The sequence below is a fragment of the Streptomyces sp. NPDC058000 genome (assembly GCF_042886435.1).
GTDB lineage: Bacteria > Actinomycetota > Actinomycetes > Streptomycetales > Streptomycetaceae > Streptomyces.
The window spans coordinates 1-19,549 of sequence record NZ_JBHVQS010000076.1; the positions used below are offsets into that span (position 1 = coordinate 1).

At 70.1% G+C, this 19,549-nt stretch carries 18 protein-coding genes and 1 pseudogene; 15 read left to right on the plus strand and 4 right to left on the minus strand.

What is annotated here, in order from left to right; genetic code table 11:
- Positions 1-70 precede the first annotated feature (70 nt).
- Together ACFVT2_RS38750 and ACFVT2_RS38755 are read right to left on the minus strand one after the other, a co-directional pair.
- On the minus strand, positions 71-742 hold the full coding sequence (locus ACFVT2_RS38750; protein WP_390025977.1) for a response regulator: 672 nt from the start codon (positions 740-742) through the stop codon (positions 71-73).
- A gap of 25 nt (positions 743-767) precedes the next feature.
- Positions 768-1,871, minus strand: coding sequence for a RecB family exonuclease (locus tag ACFVT2_RS38755; protein WP_390025979.1), 1,104 nt, complete (start codon positions 1,869-1,871; stop codon positions 768-770).
- A gap of 190 nt (positions 1,872-2,061) precedes the next feature.
- Between ACFVT2_RS38755 and ACFVT2_RS38760 the strand changes: the two genes are divergently transcribed.
- From ACFVT2_RS38760 to ACFVT2_RS38770, 3 genes are all read left to right on the plus strand, one after another.
- Entirely contained in the window at positions 2,062-3,366 is a 1,305-nt protein-coding gene (locus ACFVT2_RS38760; protein ID WP_390025980.1) for a site-2 protease family protein, read from the plus strand.
- A gap of 154 nt (positions 3,367-3,520) precedes the next feature.
- Positions 3,521-4,513 carry a tRNA (adenine-N1)-methyltransferase gene (locus ACFVT2_RS38765; protein ID WP_390025982.1) on the plus strand — a complete coding sequence of 331 codons (993 nt, stop codon included), beginning with the start codon at positions 3,521-3,523 and terminating at the stop codon, positions 4,511-4,513.
- 195 nt (positions 4,514-4,708) lie between these two features.
- Positions 4,709-5,293, plus strand: a complete 585-nt coding sequence (locus ACFVT2_RS38770; RefSeq protein ID WP_390025984.1) for a hypothetical protein — start codon at positions 4,709-4,711, stop codon at positions 5,291-5,293.
- Positions 5,294-5,383: 90 nt separating this feature from the next.
- Here the strand turns inward: ACFVT2_RS38770 and ACFVT2_RS38775 are convergent, their stop codons facing one another.
- Positions 5,384-5,677 carry a ferredoxin gene (locus ACFVT2_RS38775; RefSeq protein ID WP_390025986.1) on the minus strand — a complete coding sequence of 98 codons (294 nt, stop codon included), beginning with the start codon at positions 5,675-5,677 and terminating at the stop codon, positions 5,384-5,386.
- A 249-nt stretch (positions 5,678-5,926) separates the two neighbouring features.
- Here ACFVT2_RS38775 and arc point away from each other — a divergent pair, with 249 nt between their 5' ends.
- From arc to prcA, 6 genes and pseudogenes are all read left to right on the plus strand, one after another.
- The gene (gene arc / locus ACFVT2_RS38780) at positions 5,927-7,693 is read left to right on the plus strand and encodes a proteasome ATPase (protein ID WP_390025988.1); all 1,767 of its coding nucleotides are present in this window, start codon (positions 5,927-5,929) and stop codon (positions 7,691-7,693) included.
- A 275-nt stretch (positions 7,694-7,968) separates the two neighbouring features.
- Positions 7,969-9,480 (plus strand): depupylase/deamidase Dop, encoded by a 1,512-nt coding sequence (gene dop, locus ACFVT2_RS38785; protein ID WP_390025990.1) that lies wholly within the window; start codon positions 7,969-7,971, stop codon positions 9,478-9,480.
- Positions 9,481-9,668: 188 nt separating this feature from the next.
- Entirely contained in the window at positions 9,669-9,887 is a 219-nt protein-coding gene (locus ACFVT2_RS38790; RefSeq protein ID WP_067353550.1) for a ubiquitin-like protein Pup, read from the plus strand.
- Between the two features lie 144 nt (positions 9,888-10,031).
- Positions 10,032-10,082 (plus strand): annotated as a pseudogene (locus ACFVT2_RS38795) (hypothetical protein); the annotation flags it as partial.
- Positions 10,083-10,161: 79 nt separating this feature from the next.
- Entirely contained in the window at positions 10,162-11,007 is an 846-nt protein-coding gene (gene prcB / locus ACFVT2_RS38800; RefSeq protein ID WP_390025992.1) for a proteasome subunit beta, read from the plus strand.
- Between the two features lie 69 nt (positions 11,008-11,076).
- Positions 11,077-11,928: a proteasome subunit alpha gene (prcA, locus tag ACFVT2_RS38805; protein WP_390025993.1), complete on the plus strand. Its 852-nt coding sequence runs from the start codon at positions 11,077-11,079 to the stop codon at positions 11,926-11,928.
- 57 nt (positions 11,929-11,985) lie between these two features.
- Here prcA and ACFVT2_RS38810 read toward each other — a convergent pair whose 3' ends face one another.
- Positions 11,986-13,083, minus strand: coding sequence for a LacI family DNA-binding transcriptional regulator (locus tag ACFVT2_RS38810; protein ID WP_390025995.1), 1,098 nt, complete (start codon positions 13,081-13,083; stop codon positions 11,986-11,988).
- A 124-nt stretch (positions 13,084-13,207) separates the two neighbouring features.
- On the opposite strand from ACFVT2_RS38810, the gene ACFVT2_RS38815 reads away from it, so the two are divergent.
- The 6 genes from ACFVT2_RS38815 (at position 13,208) to ACFVT2_RS38840 (ending at position 19,539) form a co-directional block, all read left to right on the plus strand.
- Positions 13,208-14,467, plus strand: coding sequence for an MFS transporter (locus ACFVT2_RS38815; protein WP_390025997.1), 1,260 nt, complete (start codon positions 13,208-13,210; stop codon positions 14,465-14,467).
- A 9-nt stretch (positions 14,468-14,476) separates the two neighbouring features.
- Positions 14,477-15,838 (plus strand): Pup--protein ligase, encoded by a 1,362-nt coding sequence (pafA, locus tag ACFVT2_RS38820; RefSeq protein WP_390025998.1) that lies wholly within the window; start codon positions 14,477-14,479, stop codon positions 15,836-15,838.
- A 153-nt stretch (positions 15,839-15,991) separates the two neighbouring features.
- Complete coding sequence (locus tag ACFVT2_RS38825; protein WP_390026000.1) at positions 15,992-17,008, plus strand: FKBP-type peptidyl-prolyl cis-trans isomerase; 1,017 nt, start codon at positions 15,992-15,994, stop codon at positions 17,006-17,008.
- A gap of 69 nt (positions 17,009-17,077) precedes the next feature.
- Positions 17,078-17,452, plus strand: a complete 375-nt coding sequence (locus ACFVT2_RS38830) for an FKBP-type peptidyl-prolyl cis-trans isomerase (RefSeq protein WP_390026002.1) — start codon at positions 17,078-17,080, stop codon at positions 17,450-17,452.
- Positions 17,453-17,563: 111 nt separating this feature from the next.
- Positions 17,564-18,574: a helix-turn-helix transcriptional regulator gene (locus ACFVT2_RS38835; protein WP_390026004.1), complete on the plus strand. Its 1,011-nt coding sequence runs from the start codon at positions 17,564-17,566 to the stop codon at positions 18,572-18,574.
- Positions 18,575-18,588: 14 nt separating this feature from the next.
- Positions 18,589-19,539 carry a helix-turn-helix transcriptional regulator gene (locus ACFVT2_RS38840; protein ID WP_390026006.1) on the plus strand — a complete coding sequence of 317 codons (951 nt, stop codon included), beginning with the start codon at positions 18,589-18,591 and terminating at the stop codon, positions 19,537-19,539.
- Positions 19,540-19,549 lie beyond the last annotated feature (10 nt).

Consider the following 19,549-nt stretch of genomic DNA (forward strand, 5'->3'; position numbering starts at 1 on the left):
CCCCCCCCCCCCGGGGGGGGGGGCCGCCCGGGGACACCCCGGACCGGCCCCGCCGCCGTCCGCGCTGCGACTACTGCGCGCCGGGCCGCACCAGCCCGCTCTCGTACGCGTACACCGCCGCCTGCACCCGGTCCCGCAGCCCCAGCTTCGTCAGCACGTGCCCCACGTGCGTCTTGACCGTCGTCTCGCTGACGAACAGGTCCGCGGCGATCTCCGCGTTCGACAACCCGCGGGCCACCAGCTTCAGCACCTCCACCTCCCGCTCGGTGAGCGTGTGGAGGGTGTCCGGCACCGGCTCCTCACCCGACGGCAGATGCTCGGCGTACTTGTCCAACAACCGCCGGGTGATGCTCGGCGCGAGCATCGCCTCGCCCGCCGCCACCACCCGGATCGCCTGCACCAGTTCGTTGGCCGGGGCGTCCTTGAGCAGGAAGCCGCTGGCCCCGGCCCGCAGCGCCTCGACGACGTACTCGTCCAGGTCGAACGTGGTCAGTACCAGCACCTTCGCCGGGCCGTCCTTCGCCGGGCCGGTGATCTGCCGGGTCGCCTCGACGCCGTCCATCCGCGGCATCCGGATGTCCATCAGCACCACATCGGGCTGCAACGCCCGTACCTGCTCCAGCGCCTGAAGCCCGTCGCCCGCCTCACCTACGACCGCCAGATCCTGCTCGGCTTCCAGAATCATCCGGAAACCCGTACGCAGCAGGGGCTGGTCGTCGACCAGCAGGACGCGGATGGCCACAAGCTCTCCTTCGACGGGGATCGATCTACTCGATCTGCTCCATTCTGCCCTGCGGCCCACTCCCGCCCTCCGCCGGGCGCACCGGCAGCGACTGCGCCTCTCGGGGAGCAACCCCCGGACCTCCGGCCGGATCAGCCGTCGCCCGCACCGGCAGCGACTGTGTCTCCCGGGGGGCGACCCCCGGACCCCCAGCCGGATCAGCCGTCGCCCGCACCGGCAGCGGATACACCGGGGGAGTGCCGCCGAATTCCGGACAGTGCGCCTGGTGGTCGCACCAGCCGCACAGCTTCGTCGGCCGCGGCCGCCAGTCACCGGTCTCCGTCGCCAGCCGGATCGCCTCCCACAGCGCCAGCAACTTCCGCTCCACGGCCCGCAGATCGGCCTCGCCCGGGTCGTACGTCACCACCTCCCCGCTGCCCAGGTACACCAGCTGGAGCCGGCGCGGCACCACACGCCGCAGCCGCCACATCACCAGCGCGTAGAACTTCATCTGGAACAGCGCGCCCTCGGCGAACTGCGGCCGCGGCGCCTTACCGGTCTTGTAGTCGACCAGCCGCACCTCGCCCGTCGGCGCCACATCGACCCGGTCGATGAACCCCCGCAGCCGCAGCCCGGAATCCAGCACCGTCTCCACGTACAGCTCGCGGTCGGCCGGCTCCAGCCGCGTCGGATCCTCCAGCGTGAACCAGCGGTCCACCAGCCCCTCGGCCTCCGCCAGCCACTGGCCCAGCAGCGCCCCGTCCACGTCATCAGGAAACAGCCCGACCAACTCCGGGCGCTTGGCAAGCAGCTTCTCCCACTCCACCGGCACCAGCGCGCGGGCCCCGTCCGCCGTGCGCTCCACCGCGGGCGCGTCGAAGAGCCGCTCCAGCACCGCATGCACCACCGTGCCGCGGGTCGCCGCCGGGCTCGGCTTCTCCGGCAGCTTGTCGATCACGCGGAAGCGGTAGAGCAGCGGGCACTGCATGAAGTCGCTCGCCCGCGACGGCGACAACGCCACCGGCGGCTGCGCCCCACCCTGCGTCGGCGCCGCGGCCCCGGCCGGCACCGACCCCTGCGCGGGCACCGCCGCCGGCTCCGGCCCGCCACCCGGCGCGTCCACCTCGGTCTTCTCCGTGCTCCATCCCATGCCACAGAACCCTACGGCCCGCCACTGACAATCGCGGAAGGGTCACTGACCGTGAGCCCGCCGTTCGCCTCGCCCCGCAGCGGATCACGGCCGGAAGCTCCGCATACCATCGACGTCGGGCACCTTTGCCCTGCATGATCGAGTTGTCAGACAGTGCAGGTGCCAAAGCCGTATTCGACGAGGGGACGCCGTGGACGAGAGCGGGAAGCCGCAGGACCCCCAGGAGTCCGGGCAGGACCGGCCGCCCCAGCCGCCCGTGCAGACACCTGACGGGCCCCCGGCGGCGCCACCGGGCCCACCGGACGCACCACAGGGCACCGACCGGGCGAACACCGGCCAGAAAGCCCCCGGCGGCGGCATCCTCATGGGCCGCCCCTTCGGCGTGCCCGTCTACGTCGCGCCCAGTTGGTTCCTGGTCGCGGCCCTGATCACCTGGGTCTTCGGCGGCCAACTGGAGCGGGTCCTCCCCGAGCTGGGCGCCGCCCGCTACCTGGTCTCCCTCTTCTTCGCGGTCGCCTTCTACGCCTCCGTGCTCGTCCACGAACTCGCGCACACCGTCGCGGCGCTCCGCTTCAAACTCCCCGTCCGCCGGATCCAGCTCCAGTTCTTCGGCGGCGTCTCCGAGATAGAGAAGGAGACCGAGACCCCCGGGCGGGAGTTCGTCCTCGCCTTCGTCGGCCCGCTCCTCTCCCTGGTCCTCGCCGGCGTCTTCTACGTGGGCATGCAGATGGTCGAACCGGGCACGGTCCCCGGCGTCCTGCTCGCCGGCCTGATGGTCTCCAACCTCATCGTCGCGATCTTCAACCTGCTCCCCGGCCTCCCCCTGGACGGCGGCCGGATGCTGCGCGCCGTCGTCTGGAAGATCACCGGCAAGCCGATGAGCGGCACCGTCGCCGCCGCCTGGGTCGGCCGCGCGCTGGCCGTCACCGTCCTCATCGGCCTGCCACTGCTCACCCACACCGGCGCCCTCGGCCAGGCCCCCGAGGAGATCGGCGGCGCCGACTCGCTCACCGACGCCCTGCTCGCCGCGATCCTCGCCGCCATCATCTGGACCGGCGCCGGCAACAGCCTCCGCATGGCCCGGCTGCGCGAACGCCTCCCCGACCTCACCGCCCGTACGCTCACCCGGCGCGCCATCCCCGTCGAGACCGACACCCCGCTGTCCGAGGCGCTGCGCCGCGCCAACGACGCCGGCGCCCGCGCCCTGGTCGTCGTCGACCGCCAGGGACTCCCCACCGCCCTGGTCCGCGAGGCCGCCCTCGTCGGCATCCCCGAACACCGCCGTCCGTGGGTCGCCGTCGGCACCCTCGCCCAGGACCTCAAGGACGGCATGCGGGTCGCCGCCGAACTCGCCGGCGAGGACCTCCTGGACCACCTCCGCGCCACCCCCGCCACCGAGTACCTCGTCGTCGAACGATCCGGCGCGATCTACGGAGTCCTTTCCACCGCGGATGTGGAACGCGCCTTCGTCGCCGCCATGGCCCGCCCCTCCTGACCGTCCGCCCGGAGGCGGTTCCCCGCCGCCACCCCTGGGTAGCCCCCAGCCGGGGGCCCCGTTCCGTTCGACGGGCCTGATGGCGGGGCCGGTCGCAGGGGCCGGCCCGATGCCCGTGGTACGGCGGACGCCGAACGGCCGGTAGGCTGGTCACATGTCCGAACCGACCGGTGCCGCCCGCCGTCGTGGGCCCTTCAAGGTCGGGGACCAGGTCCAGCTCACCGACCCCAAGGGACGCCACTACACCTTCACGCTCGAAGAGGGCAAGAGCTTCCACACCCACAAGGGAGCCTTCCCCCACGACGAGCTGATCGGCGCGCCCGAGGGCAGTGTTGTCCGTACCACCGGAAACGTCGCTTACCTCGCGCTGCGTCCCCTGCTCCCCGACTACGTCCTGTCCATGCCCCGCGGTGCCGCCGTGGTCTACCCCAAGGACGCGGGGCAGATCCTGGCGATGGCCGACATCTTCCCCGGCGCCCGCGTCGTCGAGGCGGGGGTGGGATCCGGCTCGCTGAGCAGCTTCCTGCTGCGCGCCATCGGTGACGACGGCATGCTGCACTCCTACGAGCGCCGCGCCGACTTCGCCGAGATCGCCACCCAGAACGTGGAGCGCTACTTCGGCGGTCCGCACCCCGCCTGGACGCTCACCGTGGGCGACCTCCAGGACAATCTCTCCGACACCGACGTCGACCGCGTCATCCTGGACATGCTCGCCCCCTGGGAGTGCCTGGAGGCCGTCTCCAAGGCCCTGGTGCCCGGCGGCATCCTCTGCGCCTACGTGGCCACGACCACGCAGCTGGCCCGCACCGTGGAGGCGATCCGCGAACACGGCACCTTCAACGAGCCGTCGGCCTGGGAGACCATGGTCCGCACCTGGCACGTGGAGGGCCTCGCGGTCCGTCCCGACCACCGCATGATCGGCCACACCGGCTTCCTGCTGACCGCCCGCCGGCTGGCCGACGGCGTCGAGCCCCCGCTGCGCCGCCGCCGGCCCGCGAAGGGCGCCTACGGCGAGGACTACGCCGGTCCCGGGCGGGAGAAGGCCACCGCCGCGGGTCGGGAGAAGAACGCCGCCGACAAGCCCGACGGGGCCGCCGCGGCCGACCTCACCGCGGACCTCACCGACGGTTCGCCCGAGCGCGACTGACGCCGCCCGGCAGGTCACCGAACCGACCGGCGCCGCCGACGAGTTCCCCCCGAGCGGGAACCGCCGGCGGCGCCGTTTCGTTCTCCCTCCGGACCGGCACAGAAAACTCCGCCCCCGCCGGTTCCTTGCCGCCCCCTGCTGTGGAACGATGCTGGGCACTCCCACCGCCACAGCACCTCACAGGAGTTACCCCGCGTGCAGCCCTTGGCAGGCCAGGACCTGTTGCACACCCAGCCCCACCCCATGCACTGGCTCGCCACCGCCACCGTCCTCTCGGCGGTGATCGCGGTCTCGTCCCTCTTCCAGCCTTCCGGGGCCACCGCCACGGCCGCCGGCACCACCACCAAGGACGCCCCGGTGACCGCGGCACCCGATCCGGGCCGCGTGACGTTCCCCGTCAACTGCGGACCCAACCGCCTCGACGTGGTCCAGAAGCTCTCCGGGGACCTCGACGGCGCCGGCAGCACCCAGACCGTCGCCGTGGTCCGCTGCCACACCGAAGCCGGCACCCCGCCCAGCGGCGTCTACGTCCTCGCCCAGCCCTCCGACCCCAAGGCCCCACCGCGCATCGTGGCGACCCTCCTGGCGCCCGCCCAGCGGCTCTCCGTCCAGGACATCACCCTCCAGGGCCGGGCCGTCTCCGCGACCGTCCAGGGCTACTCCTCACCGGACGTGCCCAGCTACATGCCGGACGTGCACAAGACCGTCAAGTGGCAATGGCAAGGCGGGAAGTTCGTCCAGAGCGAACTCCCCGCCTCATCGACCACCGCAGGTGCCTGATCCGTCACACGACGCGTGTGTCTGCGGTGTTCTGCTACGTCGTGCCTACGCCGCGTACGCGCGGCGTCCACTGCGCGTACGCGCAGCCAGTCACTCCGCGTCCGGCCCGTAGACCTCGACGTGGTCGGAGACCCGGCGCACGTGGATGCAGTCGCCCGGGCACTCCTTGGCCGAGTCCCGCACGTCGTTGAGCAGCGGCAACGGGACAGGCGTTGTGGCGCCCTTGTCCTGCAGCAGATCATCGTCCGCGCTCTTCACATAGGCCAGGCCGTCGATGTCCAGCTCGAAGACCTCCGGCGCGTACTGCGCGCAGATCCCGTCCCCGGTGCACAGGTCCTGGTCGATCCAGACTTCCAGCTCCGGTGCTTCGTCCTGCGCGGTCATCTCGCCTGCCGTTCCTACTTACGTGAACCGTTTTTGTCTAAGTGGCGCCAGCCCTGACGGGTGTTGACCGACTCGACGATACAACCGCTCGCTTTCCGATGTTGTTGGGTGGGTATTCCCCTGGCGTGAGGACGTGCGCAAGGGTGAAGATCGGACACACCCCGACAGTCTTTTCGATCTAGGGGTTTCAACCTGCACCGGCCCAGGTAGGGTCTGGAAGCGTCCAGCTCCTTGGAGGAGGTGAGGACCGTGGCAGCCCACGACGACGACATCAACCGCGGCATCCGGCCGGGGCGCGGGTCTGAAGATCCAGCCGGTCAGGTTGCCTATCTTGAGCAGGAGATCGCCGTCCTGCGACGTAAGCTCGCCGACTCTCCGCGGCACACGAGGATTCTCGAAGAGCGGATCGTCGAGCTGCAGACCAACCTGGCCGGTGTTTCCGCCCAGAATGAACGCCTCGCCAATACGCTCCGCGAGGCCCGCGACCAGATTGTCGCCCTCAAGGAGGAGGTCGACCGGCTCGCGCAGCCGCCGGCCGGCTTCGGTGTCTTCCTACAGGTCAATGAGGACGGCACCGTCGACATCTTCACCGGGGGCCGCAAGCTCCGGGTGAACGTCAGCCCCAGCGTCGAGGCCGAAGACCTCCGGCGCGGCCAAGAGGTGATGCTCAACGAAGCGCTCAACGTGGTCGCGGCCATGGAGTTCGAGAGCGCCGGCGACATCGTCACCCTCAAGGAAGTCCTTGAGGACGGCGAGCGCGCACTGGTTGTCGGGCACACCGACGAGGAGCGGGTGGTGCGGCTCGCCGAGCCGCTGCTGGACGTCACCATCCGTCCCGGCGACGCCCTGCTGCTCGACACCCGCTCCGGCTACGTCTACGAGGTCATCCCCAAGAGCGAGGTCGAGGAGCTGGTCCTCGAAGAGGTCCCGGACATCGACTACACCAAGATCGGTGGTCTGAGCGGCCAGATCGAGCAGATCCGGGACGCGGTCGAGCTCCCCTACCTCTACCCGGACCTCTTCAAGGAGCACGAACTCCGCCCGCCCAAGGGTGTCTTGCTCTACGGCCCGCCCGGTTGTGGCAAGACCCTCATCGCCAAGGCGGTCGCCAACTCCCTTGCCAAGAAGGTCGCCGAGGTGACCGGGCAGCCCGCCGGGAAGAGCTTCTTCCTGAACATCAAGGGCCCCGAGCTGCTCAACAAGTACGTCGGCGAAACCGAGCGGCACATCCGCCTGGTCTTCCAGCGCGCCAGGGAGAAGGCGAGCGAGGGGACGCCCGTCATCGTCTTCTTCGACGAGATGGACTCCCTCTTCCGCACCCGTGGATCCGGGGTCAGCTCGGACGTGGAGAACACCATCGTCCCGCAGCTGCTCTCCGAGATCGACGGCGTCGAGGGCCTGGAAAACGTCATCGTCATCGGTGCCTCGAACCGCGAGGACATGATCGACCCGGCGATCCTGCGCCCAGGCCGCCTCGACGTGAAGATCAAGATCGAGCGTCCGGACGCGGAGGCCGCCAAGGACATCTTCTCGAAGTACCTCACGGAAAGGCTCCCGCTGCACTCCGACGACCTCACCGAGCACGGGAATTCCCGTAAGGCGGCGGTCAGCGGAATGATCCAGTCGGTCGTCGAGCAGATGTATGCGGAATCCGAGGAAAACCGCTTCCTGGAGGTCACCTATGCCAATGGTGACAAGGAAGTCCTTTACTTCAAGGACTTCAACTCCGGCGCGATGATCGAAAACATCGTCGGACGTGCGAAGAAGATGGCCATCAAGGCTTTCCTTGAGCACAACCAGAAGGGTCTGCGGGTCTCCCACCTCCTCCAGGCGTGCGTGGACGAGTTCAAGGAGAACGAGGACCTGCCCAACACCACCAACCCGGACGACTGGGCCCGGATCTCCGGAAAGAAGGGCGAGCGGATCGTCTACATCCGCACCCTGGTCACTGGAAAGCAGGGCGCGGACACCGGTCGCTCCATCGACACGGTGGCGAATACCGGCCAATACCTGTAACACCGCTCTCCGGCTGCGGATGTCCTGCACGGGGCGTCCGCAGCCGGACGCTTTTCCGGGGGCGCGCGGACCGCCCCGGCGGTCCGGCGACGGACCAGGGAAAACCGGACTGGAGCAATGACTGTAATGATCTCCCCAGCGCCGCAAAGGCGTTCTAGGCTCTTCGGTACCGCTGCGTCTCGCTGTGCGGGCGCGGGGAACGCACGGGAACCGGAAGTGCAGCGGTTTTTGAGCGCCTGCCCCATCCGGGGGCGCCGCCGGGCAAGGAGGGCCGCATGACCGTACGGCGAGTAATGGGAATCGAGACGGAGTACGGGATCTCCGTCCCCGGCCACCCGAACGCCAATGCCATGCTCACCTCGTCCCAGGTCGTCAACGCCTACGCGGCCGCGATGCACCGGGCACGACGTGCTCGCTGGGACTTCGAGGAGGAGAACCCGCTGCGGGACGCCCGCGGCTTCGACCTCGCCCGCGAGGCCGCCGACTCCAGCCAGCTCACGGACGAGGACATCGGGCTGGCCAATGTGATCCTCACCAACGGGGCCAGGCTCTACGTCGACCACGCACACCCCGAGTACAGCGCTCCCGAGGTCACCAATCCGCGGGACGCGGTCCTGTGGGACAAGGCCGGCGAGCGGATCATGGCGGAGGCCGCCGAGCGCGCGGCGCAGGTCCCCGGCGCCCAGCCCATCCACCTCTACAAGAACAACACCGACAACAAGGGCGCCTCCTACGGGACGCACGAGAACTACCTGATGAAGCGGGAGACCCCGTTCTCGGACATCGTGCGCCACCTGACCCCGTTCTTCGTCTCCCGGCAGGTGGTCACCGGCGCCGGCCGGGTCGGCATCGGCCAGGACGGTCACGAGCACGGCTTCCAGATCAGCCAGCGCGCCGACTACTTCGAGGTGGAGGTGGGCCTGGAGACGACTCTCAAGCGGCCCATCATCAACACCCGGGACGAACCGCACGCGGACGCCGAGAAGTACCGCCGGCTGCACGTGATCATCGGCGACGCCAACCTCTCCGAGATCTCGACGTACCTGAAGCTGGGCACCACCGCGCTGGTGCTGTCCATGATCGAGGACGGCTTCATCGCCGTCGATCTCGCCGTTGACCAGCCGGTCCGCACTCTGCACCAGGTCTCGCACGACCCGTCGCTGCGCCAGGTGATCACGCTTCGCAGCGGGCGCACCCTGACCGCGGTGCAGCTTCAGATGGAGTACTTCGAACTGGCCCGCAAGTACGTCGAGGACCGTTACGGCGCGGACGCGGACGAGCAGACCCGCGACGTGCTGTCCCGGTGGGAGGACGTACTGGGCCGGCTGGAGAACGACCCGATGAGCCTGTCGGGGGAGCTGGACTGGGTCGCCAAGCGGGAGCTGATGGAGGGCTACCGTCGCCGGGACGGCCTGGACTGGGACGCCGCCCGACTGCACCTCGTCGACCTCCAGTACGCCGACGTACGTGCCGAGAAGGGCCTGTACAACCGTCTGGCGGCGCGCGGCAAGATGAAGCGGCTGTTGGACGAGTCGGCGGTGGAGCAGGCCGAGCTGAAGCCTCCGGAGGACACCAGGGCCTATTTCCGCGGCCGCTGCCTGGAGCAGTACGCGGACGATGTGGCCGCCGCCTCGTGGGATTCGGTCATTTTCGACCTGCCCGGTCGTGACTCTCTGCAACGGGTGCCCACGTTGGAACCGCTACGCGGGACCCGTAAGCACGTGAAGGAGCTCCTGGACCGCTGCCGTACGGCAGAAGAGCTGGTCAGGACGTTGTCCGGGCGCTGAAGCGGGGCAGGTTCATGGCAAATCCGCCATGATCGATAGCCGATCGAAGGCTGAATCGGCCCCGGTGCGGGAATCATTCAGGTGACTCCCGGGCGTTGCAGCAAGTGCAGGGCCGATGTCGGACCCTGCTTGTAGGGTCGGATCTTGAAGGTCACATCGAGCGGGGCGAACCGAGCGGGGTGAGGGATATGGCGACCAAGGACAGCGGCGGCGGACAGCAGCGGGCCACCCGGTCCACCGAAGAGGTCGAGGAGCAGACCCAGGACGCGGAGGCGTCGGGGGACCTCAAGGAGCGCCAGGAGAAATTGTCCGACGACGTGGATTCCGTCTTGGATGAGATCGACGATGTCCTCGAAGAAAATGCCGAGGATTTCGTGCGGTCTTTTGTCCAAAAAGGCGGACAGTAAGCGCAAATCGGGCGCTTATATCTGACGCTCGTCGGCCGGTGTGCCGTGCGCGGTGCGAAGAGGAATTCCCGCGCATGGTGCCCGGTCGGCGTGCACGGCTTCGGGCGGGTTCTGCCCGGTCTGTTCGATACCGGATCCCGACATGTGGATCACGGCTCCGGGGCGGGTAGGGTCCGAGACGTACTCTGCTTCAGCTGCAACGCAGCCTTGGATCAATTCATGGATCGGCCGAACGTGCTTCGGGGCGGGCGGCCGAGTATCCGGAAGGAAACGTGTGGAAGCCAACACTCCCAGCACCGGGCGTCTGCCAGCTGCCTTCCTGACGCCTGGATCCTCGTCGTTCATGGACTTCCTCGGGCAGCACGTGCCCGAGCTGCTGCCGGGCAACCGCCCGCTGCCGTCCGCACAGGGCGTCGTCGAGGCCCCGCACGGCACCACCATCGTGGCGCTCTCGTTCCCCGGCGGTGCGGTGCTCGCCGGTGACCGCCGGGCGACGATGGGCAACGTCATCGCGCAGCGCGACATGGAGAAGGTCTTCCCGGCCGACGAGTACTCGGCGGTCGGCGTCGCGGGCACGGCCGGGCTCGCGATCGAGATGGTCAAGCTGTTCCAGCTGGAGCTGGAGCACTTCGAGAAGGTCGAGGGAGCCCAACTCTCCCTGGAGGGCAAGGCGAACCGGCTCTCGACGATGATCCGCAGCAACCTCGGGATGGCCATGCAGGGCCTCGCCGTGGTGCCGCTGTTCGCCGGCTACGACCTCGACCGCGAGAAGGGCCGGATCTTCTCGTACGACGTCACCGGTGGGCGCTCGGAGGAGCGCGGCTTCGCGGCGACCGGCTCCGGCTCGGTCTTCGCGCGCAGTGCTCTCAAGAAGCTCTTCCGGGAGGACTTCACGGAGCATCAGGCCGCCACCGCCGTCGTCCAGGCGCTCTACGACGCCGCCGACGACGACTCGGCGACCGCCGGGCCGGACATGGCGCGGCGGATCTACCCGATCGTCACGGTGATCACCGAAGAGGGCTTCAAGAAGCTGACCGAGGCCGAGGTCTCGGAGATCGCCCGTGCCGTGCACGAGCGCCGACTCGAACAGCCCGACGGCCCGCGCGCCGCGCTGCTCTGACGGGACGGATGATTCGTGGTGCGCCCCCAGACAGCGAGAGAGCTTTTGACAGGAAGGGACGGATAGCCGGTGTCGACGCCGTTCTATGTCTCACCCCAGCAGGCCATGGCCGACCGCGCCGAGTACGCCCGCAAGGGCATTGCGCGCGGCCGCAGCGTCGTGGTGCTGCAATACACCGACGGCGTGCTCTTCGTCGCCGAGAATCCCTCCCGGGCTCTGCACAAGGTCAGCGAGATCTATGACCGGATCGCCTTCGCGGCGGTCGGCAAGTACAACGAGTTCGAGAACCTGCGGATCGGTGGCGTCCGCTACGCCGACCTGCGCGGTTACACCTACCACCGGGAGGACGTGACCGCCCGCGGGCTGGCCAACGTCTACGCGCAGACGCTCGGCACGATCTTCTCCAGCGCGGCCGAGAAGCCCTACGAGGTCGAACTGATCGTCGCCGAGGTGGGCAACGCCCCCGAGGACGACCAGATCTACCGACTGCCGCACGACGGCTCGATCGTGGACGAGCACGGCTCGGTCGCGGTGGGCGGCAACGCCGACCAGATCAGCAGCTATCTCGACCAGCGCCACCGCGACGGGATGTCCCTGGCGGAGGCGCTCCGGCTGGCGGTCGACTCGCTCTCCCGGGACACCAACGGCGGCGAGCGGACGCTGACCGCCGAGCACCTTGAGGTCGCGGTGCTGGACCGCACCCGCCCGCAGAAGCGGAAGTTCAAGCGGATCCTGGGGCGGCAGCTGTCCCGACTGCTGGACGAGCACGCCGCCGCGGAGAAGGAAAAGGGCAAGCCCGCGGCGGACGCGGGGGAGTCCTCGGACGGTGCCGCGTCCGGCGCGAACGGCAAGGGATCCGGCAAGGACACCGCCGCGGAGGCGGACGGCGGCGAGTCGGAGGCCGGCCCCTCGGACGACTGAGGACCGCGACACTCCGCTTCCGGGCCGGCAGCCCGGACCGCGCGCCCCGGTGGGTCATCACCCGCCGGGGCGCGCGGTGTTGTGCGGGGAGTCCGGCGGCGGCGCCGTGGAGCCGCGCGGGACGAGGGCGACGGGGAGGGTGGCGGCGTCGGCCGGGGTGCCGTCCAGAACGGCCATCAGTGCCCGCATACCGGCCTCGCCGAACTCCTCGGCGGGGAGGCGTACGGTCGTCAGTTCCGGCTCCACGGCGACCGCGAGGGCCAGGTCGTCGAAGCCGGTGACCGAGATGTCCTCGGGGATCCGCAGGCCGAGGCGGCGGACCGCCTTGCAGGCGCCGGCGGCGATGATGTCGTCGTCGCACAGCAGCGCGGTGGGGCGGGGGCCGGGGGCCGTCAGCGCGGCGTGCGCGGCCCGCAGGCCGGCGTCGACGCCCAGGGCGGCCGGCTGCCGGCGCAGGACCGTGCCGGGGATGTCGGCCAGGGCGTCGGTGAGGGCCCGGGCGCGCACGGCGAACGTCCAGGAGTCCACATCGGCCGCGAGGTGGGTGATCCGGCGGTGGCCCAGGTCGGTGAGATGGGTGGCCAACTGCCGTACGCCGTCGGCGATGTCGAGGTTGACGGCGGCGGAGGCGGTGCGGTCGGCGGGGTCGCTGTCGAGCATCACCAGCGGCAGCCCGGCACTGCGCAGCGCGGTGAGGGCGTCGGCCGCCATCGACGAGGCGATGACGCCGTCCAGGGCGGCGGAGGCGGAGTCGAAGGGGTCGGGGGCCGGGCCGGTGCCCTCGGGGGAGGGGTAGAGCACCACGCCGAAATCGTGGTCGGCGGCGATCCGGGCGGCGCCGGTATAGACCCGCGCGAAGAACTCGGTGGTGAGCGCCGGGACGACCAGCAGTGCGGTGCGGGTGCGGCCGGTGCGCAGGCTGCGGGCGGCGAGGTTGGGGCGGTAGCCCAGCTCGCGGGCGGCGGCCCGGACCACCTCGGCCTTGCCGGAGGAGACCCGACCGCGCCACTTGTCGCCGAGGACCAGGGAGACCGCCGCCTGCGAGACGCCGGCGGCGCGTGCGACATCGCGGCTGGTGACCCGGGCGGCGGCCCGGCCGGGGGCACCGCCCGGTGGTGGCTGGGGGCCGTCGGGTGCGGCCTCGTGGCTGGTCACCGGGCGCGTCACTCCTTGGGTCCGGCACTGCGGGGGTGGACCCGCGGGTTGCCGTCATGGTACTTATGACGCCGCACGTTATACGTAACACTCCCCGGCTCGGACCGGGCGGAGAGGGGCAGGCGTGGCTGCGGGATATGCGGATTTGCTCAAGACCCGGCATGCCGCCCGGCTGCTGACCGGGACCCTGGTCGGCCGGCTGCCGAACGCCACCGCGGCGCTGGCGGTGGTTCTCTTCGTCCGGGGCCAGGGCGGCAGCTACGCCCTGGCCGGCGCGCTCTCGGCGATCTACGGCGTCTGCAACGCCATCGGTCAACCGCTGCTCGGCCGCGCCGTGGACGTCTACGGGCAGCCCCGGGTGATGCTGCCGGCCTCGGTGCTCTCCGCGCTCGGCATGGCGCTGCTCGCCGCCGTCGGGGTGGAGCCGCGGTGGCCCGCCTACGTCGCCATGGTGATCGCCGGGTTCTTCACCCCGCCGCTGGAGGGCGGGCTGCGGGCACTGTGGCCGGGGGTGCTCCAGCGGGCGGACCGGGTGCATGCCGCGTACGCGCTCGACGCGGTGGCGCAGGAAGTCATGTTCGCGGTCGGGCCGTTGCTGGTGACGCTCTGCGTGGCGGCCTGGTCGGCAGCGGCGGCGCTGCTGGTGATCAACGCGATCGGGGTGCTCGGGGCGCTCTCCGTCGTGGTCTCCCCGCCGTCGCGCCAGTGGCGCAGCGCGCCCCGGGAGGCGCACTGGCTGGGGGCGCTGCGCTCGCCCGGGCTGTTGGTGCTGATCGGCACCTTCTTCTTCGTCGGGCTGGCGCTGGGGTCGATCGCGGTGGCGGCGGTGGCGTACGCCGACCTGCACGGCGGCGGGATGGTCTCCAGCTATCTGCTCTCCGCGCTCGGGGTGGGCGCGCTGGCCGGGGGGTTGGTCTACGGTGCCCGGCAGTGGCCGGGGAGCCCGGAGTCGCGACTGCGACTGCTCGTGGTGCTGCTGGCGCTGGGCTACCTGCCGCTGTTCCTGGTGCCCGGGGTGGCCGGGATGGCGGCGCTCACCGGTCTCGCCGGGGTGTTCCTGGCGCCGGCGTTGGCCTGCGCGTTCGTGGTGGTGGACCGGCATGCGCCCAAGGGGACGGTGACGGAGGCGTTCTCCTGGTTGGTGACGACGTTCGGGGTCGGTTCGGCTGCGGGTGCCTCGGTGGCCGGCCCGGCACTGGAAGGGGGCGGACCGGCCGCGGGGTTCGCGGTCGCCGGTGTCTCCGGGGTCGTCGGTCTGCTGGTGCTTTTGTCGATGAAGCGATTCCTGGGGGATCCGGTGCTGCCCGCCGAGGAAGCGGTCCGGGCGGAAAATGATCGAAACGGGGCCGTCGAACCCGGTTTCAGAGCAGGCCATCAGGCGTAATGTTCAGTCATGGACCGCCGCATTTTCGGGCTGGAGAACGAGTACGGCGTCACGTGCACGTTCAGGGGACAGCGCCGACTGTCACCTGACGAAGTGGCTCGGTACCTCTTCCGCCGTGTCGTGTCATGGGGCCGCAGCAGCAACGTCTTCCTGCGGAACGGCGCCCGCCTGTACTTGGACGTGGGTTCACACCCGGAATACGCAACTCCCGAGTGCGACAACGTGACCGAGCTGGTCACCCACGACAAGGCTGGCGAACGCATTCTCGAAGGTCTGCTCGTCGACGCCGAACGCCGCCTGCACGAGGAGGGAATCGCGGGCGACGTCTATCTCTTCAAAAACAACACCGATTCGGCGGGAAACTCCTACGGCTGTCACGAGAACTATCTCGTGGCCCGGCACGGCGAGTTCTCCCGGCTCGCGGACATCCTCATTCCGTTCCTCGTCACCCGGCAGTTGTTGTGCGGCGCCGGCAAGGTGCTGCAGACGCCGCGCGGCGCGGTCTACTGCGTCAGCCAGCGTGCCGAGCACATCTGGGAGGGCGTCTCCTCGGCGACCACCCGCTCCCGGCCGATCATCAACACCCGGGACGAACCGCACGCGGACGCCGAGCGCTACCGCCGACTGCACGTCATCGTCGGCGACTCGAACATGTCCGAGACCACGATGATGCTCAAGGTCGGGGCCACGGACCTGGTGCTGCGGATGATCGAGGCGGGCACCGTCATGCGCGATCTGACGCTGGAGAACCCGATCCGGGCGATCCGTGAGGTCAGTCACGACACCACCGGTCAGCGCAAGGTGCGATTGGCCAGCGGTCGCGAGGCGTCCGCGCTCGAAGTGCAGCAGGAGTACTACGAAAAGGCCGTCGATTTCTGCGACCGTCGCGGAATTCGCACGGGCACCGTCGAGCGGGTCCTGGAGCTGTGGGGCCGGACGCTGGAGGCGATCCGGGACGAGGACCTGGACCGTATCTCCACCGAGATCGACTGGGTGATGAAACATCAGCTCATCGAGCGGTACCGCGCAAAGAACAACCTCAGCATGTCCCATCCGCGCGTGGCGCAGATAGACCTCGCGTATCACGACATTCACCGCCGCCGGGGTCTTTACTACCTCCTGGAGCGGAAGGGCCAAGCGGCACGGATCTGCAACGACTTGAAGATCTTCGAGGGCAAGTCGGTTCCGCCGCAGACCACGCGTGCGCGGTTGCGTGGCGACTTCATTCGTCGGGCTCAGGAGCAGCGTCGTGATTTCACGGTCGACTGGGTGCATCTGAAGCTCAATGACCAGGCGCAGCGCACGGTGCTGTGCAAGGACCCGTTCCGTTCCGTCGACGACCGGGTGGAGAAGCTGATCGCCGGGATGTGACGTCAGGAATGCACAGGGGTGCGCCGGGAGCGTGAATGCTCTCGGCGCATTGCCGTGCCGCGACGGGCTGTTGTGTTAACAGGAAGCGGCCACAGCGACAGGTCGTAGAGTGGCGGGCATTGCCCATCTTCCCCACGAGCCCGAGTTGGACAGATGCTGAATTCTCCCGGGGGGCGCTTCCCCCGCCCGTTCGCCACGCACGCCCGTCGCGCCGCCGCTGCCGCGCTGGCGGTGCCCGTTCTGCTCCTCACCGCCGCCTGCGGGTCCGATGACGGCAAGACCTCCGACGCCGCGGTGGCCAAGGTGACGGGCAAGCCCGGTGCGAAGCCCACGATCTCCGTGCCCAAGGACGCCAAGCCGGCCGACAAGGTCGTCACCAAGACCGTGGCGGAGGGCAAGGGCGCGGTCGTCAAGAAGGGCGACCTGGTCCGTCTGGACTTCACCGCGCAGACCATGAAGGGCCAGAACCTGGGCAGCAGCTGGACGCCGCAGCCGGGCGCCAAGCCGGGTGCGGCACGTAGCCAGGTGGTCACCGAGGTCACCGACCAGATGACGCAGCAGATGCTGCCGCCGAAGGTGCTGACCGCCGCGGCCGGGCAGAAGGTCGGCAGCCGGTTCGAGGTCGAGGGCACCGCCAAGGCACTGATCGGCGAGGGCCTCAACCCGCAGTCGGGGATCAAGCCGGAGGACGGCCTGGTCTGGGTCGTCGACGTGGTCGGCGCGCAGAAGGTGGACAAGAAGGCGAAGGCCGAGGGCACCCAGGCGGCGCCGGAGAGCGGGATGCCGGAGGTGAAGGCCGCGGACGACAAGGCCGCGACGATCACCATTCCCGAGGGGGAGAAGGCGCCCACCGACCTCAAGCAGCAGGTGCTGATCAAGGGCAAGGGCCCGGAGGTGAAGGCCGGTGACGGCCTGATCGCCCAGTACACCGGCGTGAAGTGGGAGGACGGGAAGAAGTTCGACTCCTCGTGGGACCACGGTGGCGCGACGGCCTTCCAGATCGGCACCGGGCAGGTCGTCCAGGGCTGGGACCAGGCACTGGTCGGTAAGCACGTCGGGGACCGGGTGGAAATCGTGATCCCGCCGAAGCTGGGCTACGGCGCCAGCCCGCAGCACGAGCTGGCGAAGAACACCCTGGTCTTCGTGGTCGACATCGTCGGCACGGTCTGAGCTGACGGCCGCACGGGATCTGCGAGACTGACCCGGTAATCGCAAAGATTCCCAGGTAGGAGCACATACGTGAACATCGACAAGCCCGAGATCGACTTCCCTGAGGGCCCGGCTCCCACCGACCTGGAGATCGTGGACCTGTGGGAGGGTGACGGGCCGGTCGCCAAGGTCGGGGACACGGTCTCCGTGCACTACGTCGGCGTCTCCTTCAGCACCGGTGAGGAGTTCGACGCCAGCTGGAACCGCGGCAAGCCGCTCCAGTTCCAGCTGGGCGCCGGCCAGGTCATCCAGGGTTGGGACAAGGGCGTGGCGGGCATGAAGGTGGGCGGCCGGCGCCGGCTGACGATCCCGTCGCACCTCGCCTACGGTGAGCGTGGCGCCGGCGGTGGCCTGATCGCGCCCGGCGAGACGCTGATCTTCGTCTGCGACCTGGTCTCCGTCTGAGACCCGTACGGCGTTCCGAGGGCCCATGCTTGATGGCATGGGCCCTCGGCTTTGCCGTACGCACCCAGGGCGGTACGGTCACCCGTTGGGAGCTAACGAGAGAGGGCGTCGATGGCGATTGCCAAGGCCGAGCGGCTGATGAATCTGGCGCTGTGCCTGTTGGGGACGCGACGCCCGCTGACCAAGCATGAGCTGCGGTCGTCCATCGAGGCATACGTCGAAGCCTTCGGGCCGGGCGCGGGGGCGGGCTTCGGGGCGGGGCACTCCGCCGGCGACGACTCCTTCAACCGGATGTTCGAGCGGGACAAGGACGACCTGCGCGAGCTGGGCCTGGTCATCGAGACCGTGGACGGCATCGACGGCGAGGTCGGCTACCTCGCCCGTCGCGACAGCAACCGGCTGCCCCCGATCACCCTGGACGCCGAGGAGTCCGCGGCCCTCGGGCTCACCGCCAAGGTCTGGCAGCAGGCCCGGCTGGCCGGTGCGGCCAGTGGCGCGTTGCAGAAGCTGCGGGCGGCCGGGATGCCGCTGGCCGGGGAGCCGGACGAGCAGGACGCCCGGCAGCCGCACAGCGCGCTGGAACCCCGGATCCCCACCCACGAGGCGGCCTTCGAACCGCTGATGCTGGCCTGCCGGGACCGCCGCCCGGTGGTCTTCGACTACCGCAAGTCCAATGCGGCACGGCCCGAGCAGCGGCACCTCGAACCGTGGATCCTGGAGTGCTGGCGCGGCCACTGGTACGTGGCCGGCTGGGACCGGGACCGTAGTGCCGAGCGGGTCTTCCGGCTCTCCCGGATCACCGGCAAGGTCCGTTCCCGGCAGGGGAAGTTCACCGCGCCGGTGCCCGACCACGTCACCGTCCGCGAGACCGTCGAGCGCTGGGCGGGGGAGACCGCCACCGGCACCGCTCGGATCAAGCTCCGCGCCGGGCACGGCTATCCGCTGCGGGCCCGCGCCCTGGCCGTCCGTGAAGTGGACGGTGACTGGGACGAGTTGGAGATCCCCTCGGGGCACGGACTGGACGCCTGGCTGGTGGAGTTCGGGCCCGATGTGGTCGTAGTGGAGCCGGCGGAGCTGCGGGCCGAGGTCATCGACCGGCTGCGCGCGGTGGCCAAGGGCTGAGAGGGGACGGGACCATGGCTGCGAACGCGATCGACCAAACCCGCCGGATGCTGTCGCTGGTGACGTATCTGCGCGAGCGCCCCGGCGCCCACGTCAGCGACGTCGCCCGCGCCTTCGGCATCACCGAGGACGAGCTGATCGCCGACCTCGACGTGCTGCCGATGTGCGGGACGAGCTTCCGCGGCGGCGACCTGATGGACATCGACACCGACGGCGACCGGATCTGGTGGCACAACCCCGACGACGTCGCCGAGCCGCTCCGGCTGGCCGCCGACGAGGCCACCGCGCTGCTGGTCGCGGCCCGTGCGGTGGCCACCCTTCCGGGGCTGCGCGAGGGCGACCGGCAGGCGCTGCTGCGGGCCACCGCCAAGCTGGAGGCGGCGGCCGGGGAGGCGGCCGGGGCCAGCTCCCGGCTGTCGGTGACCTTCGAGTCCGAGGGCGGGGTCTTCGCCGACGTGGACCGCGCCATCGCCGAGCGGCGCCGGCTGTGGCTGCGCTACTACTCCCCGGCCCGCGACGAACTGACCGAGCGCGAGGTGGACCCGATCCGGCTCTTCGCCGTCGGCCACACCTACATGGAGGCGTGGTGCCGGCTCTCCGAGGCCCGGCGCACCTTCCGGCTCGACCGGGTCGCCGAGATCAAGCTGCTGGACGCGCCGGCCGACCCGCCGCCGGTCGAACTGCGCGACCTGTCGGAAGGGCTGGTGCAGCCAGCGGCCGAGGATCCCGAGGTCGCCATCGAGGTCGGGCCCGGCGGCCGGTGGGTCGCCGAGTACTACCCGCACGACAGCGCCGAGGAAATGCCCGACGGGGGGCTGCGGATCACCCTGCGTACCCCCGACCCGGCGTCGCTGCGGCGGTTGGCGCTGCGGTTGGGCCGGGACGGCCGGATCGTGTCGCCGCCGGCGCTCGCGGCGAGCGCCCGGGAGGCCGCCCGGCAGGCTCTCGCGGCGTACGGCGAGTGAGACCGGCCCG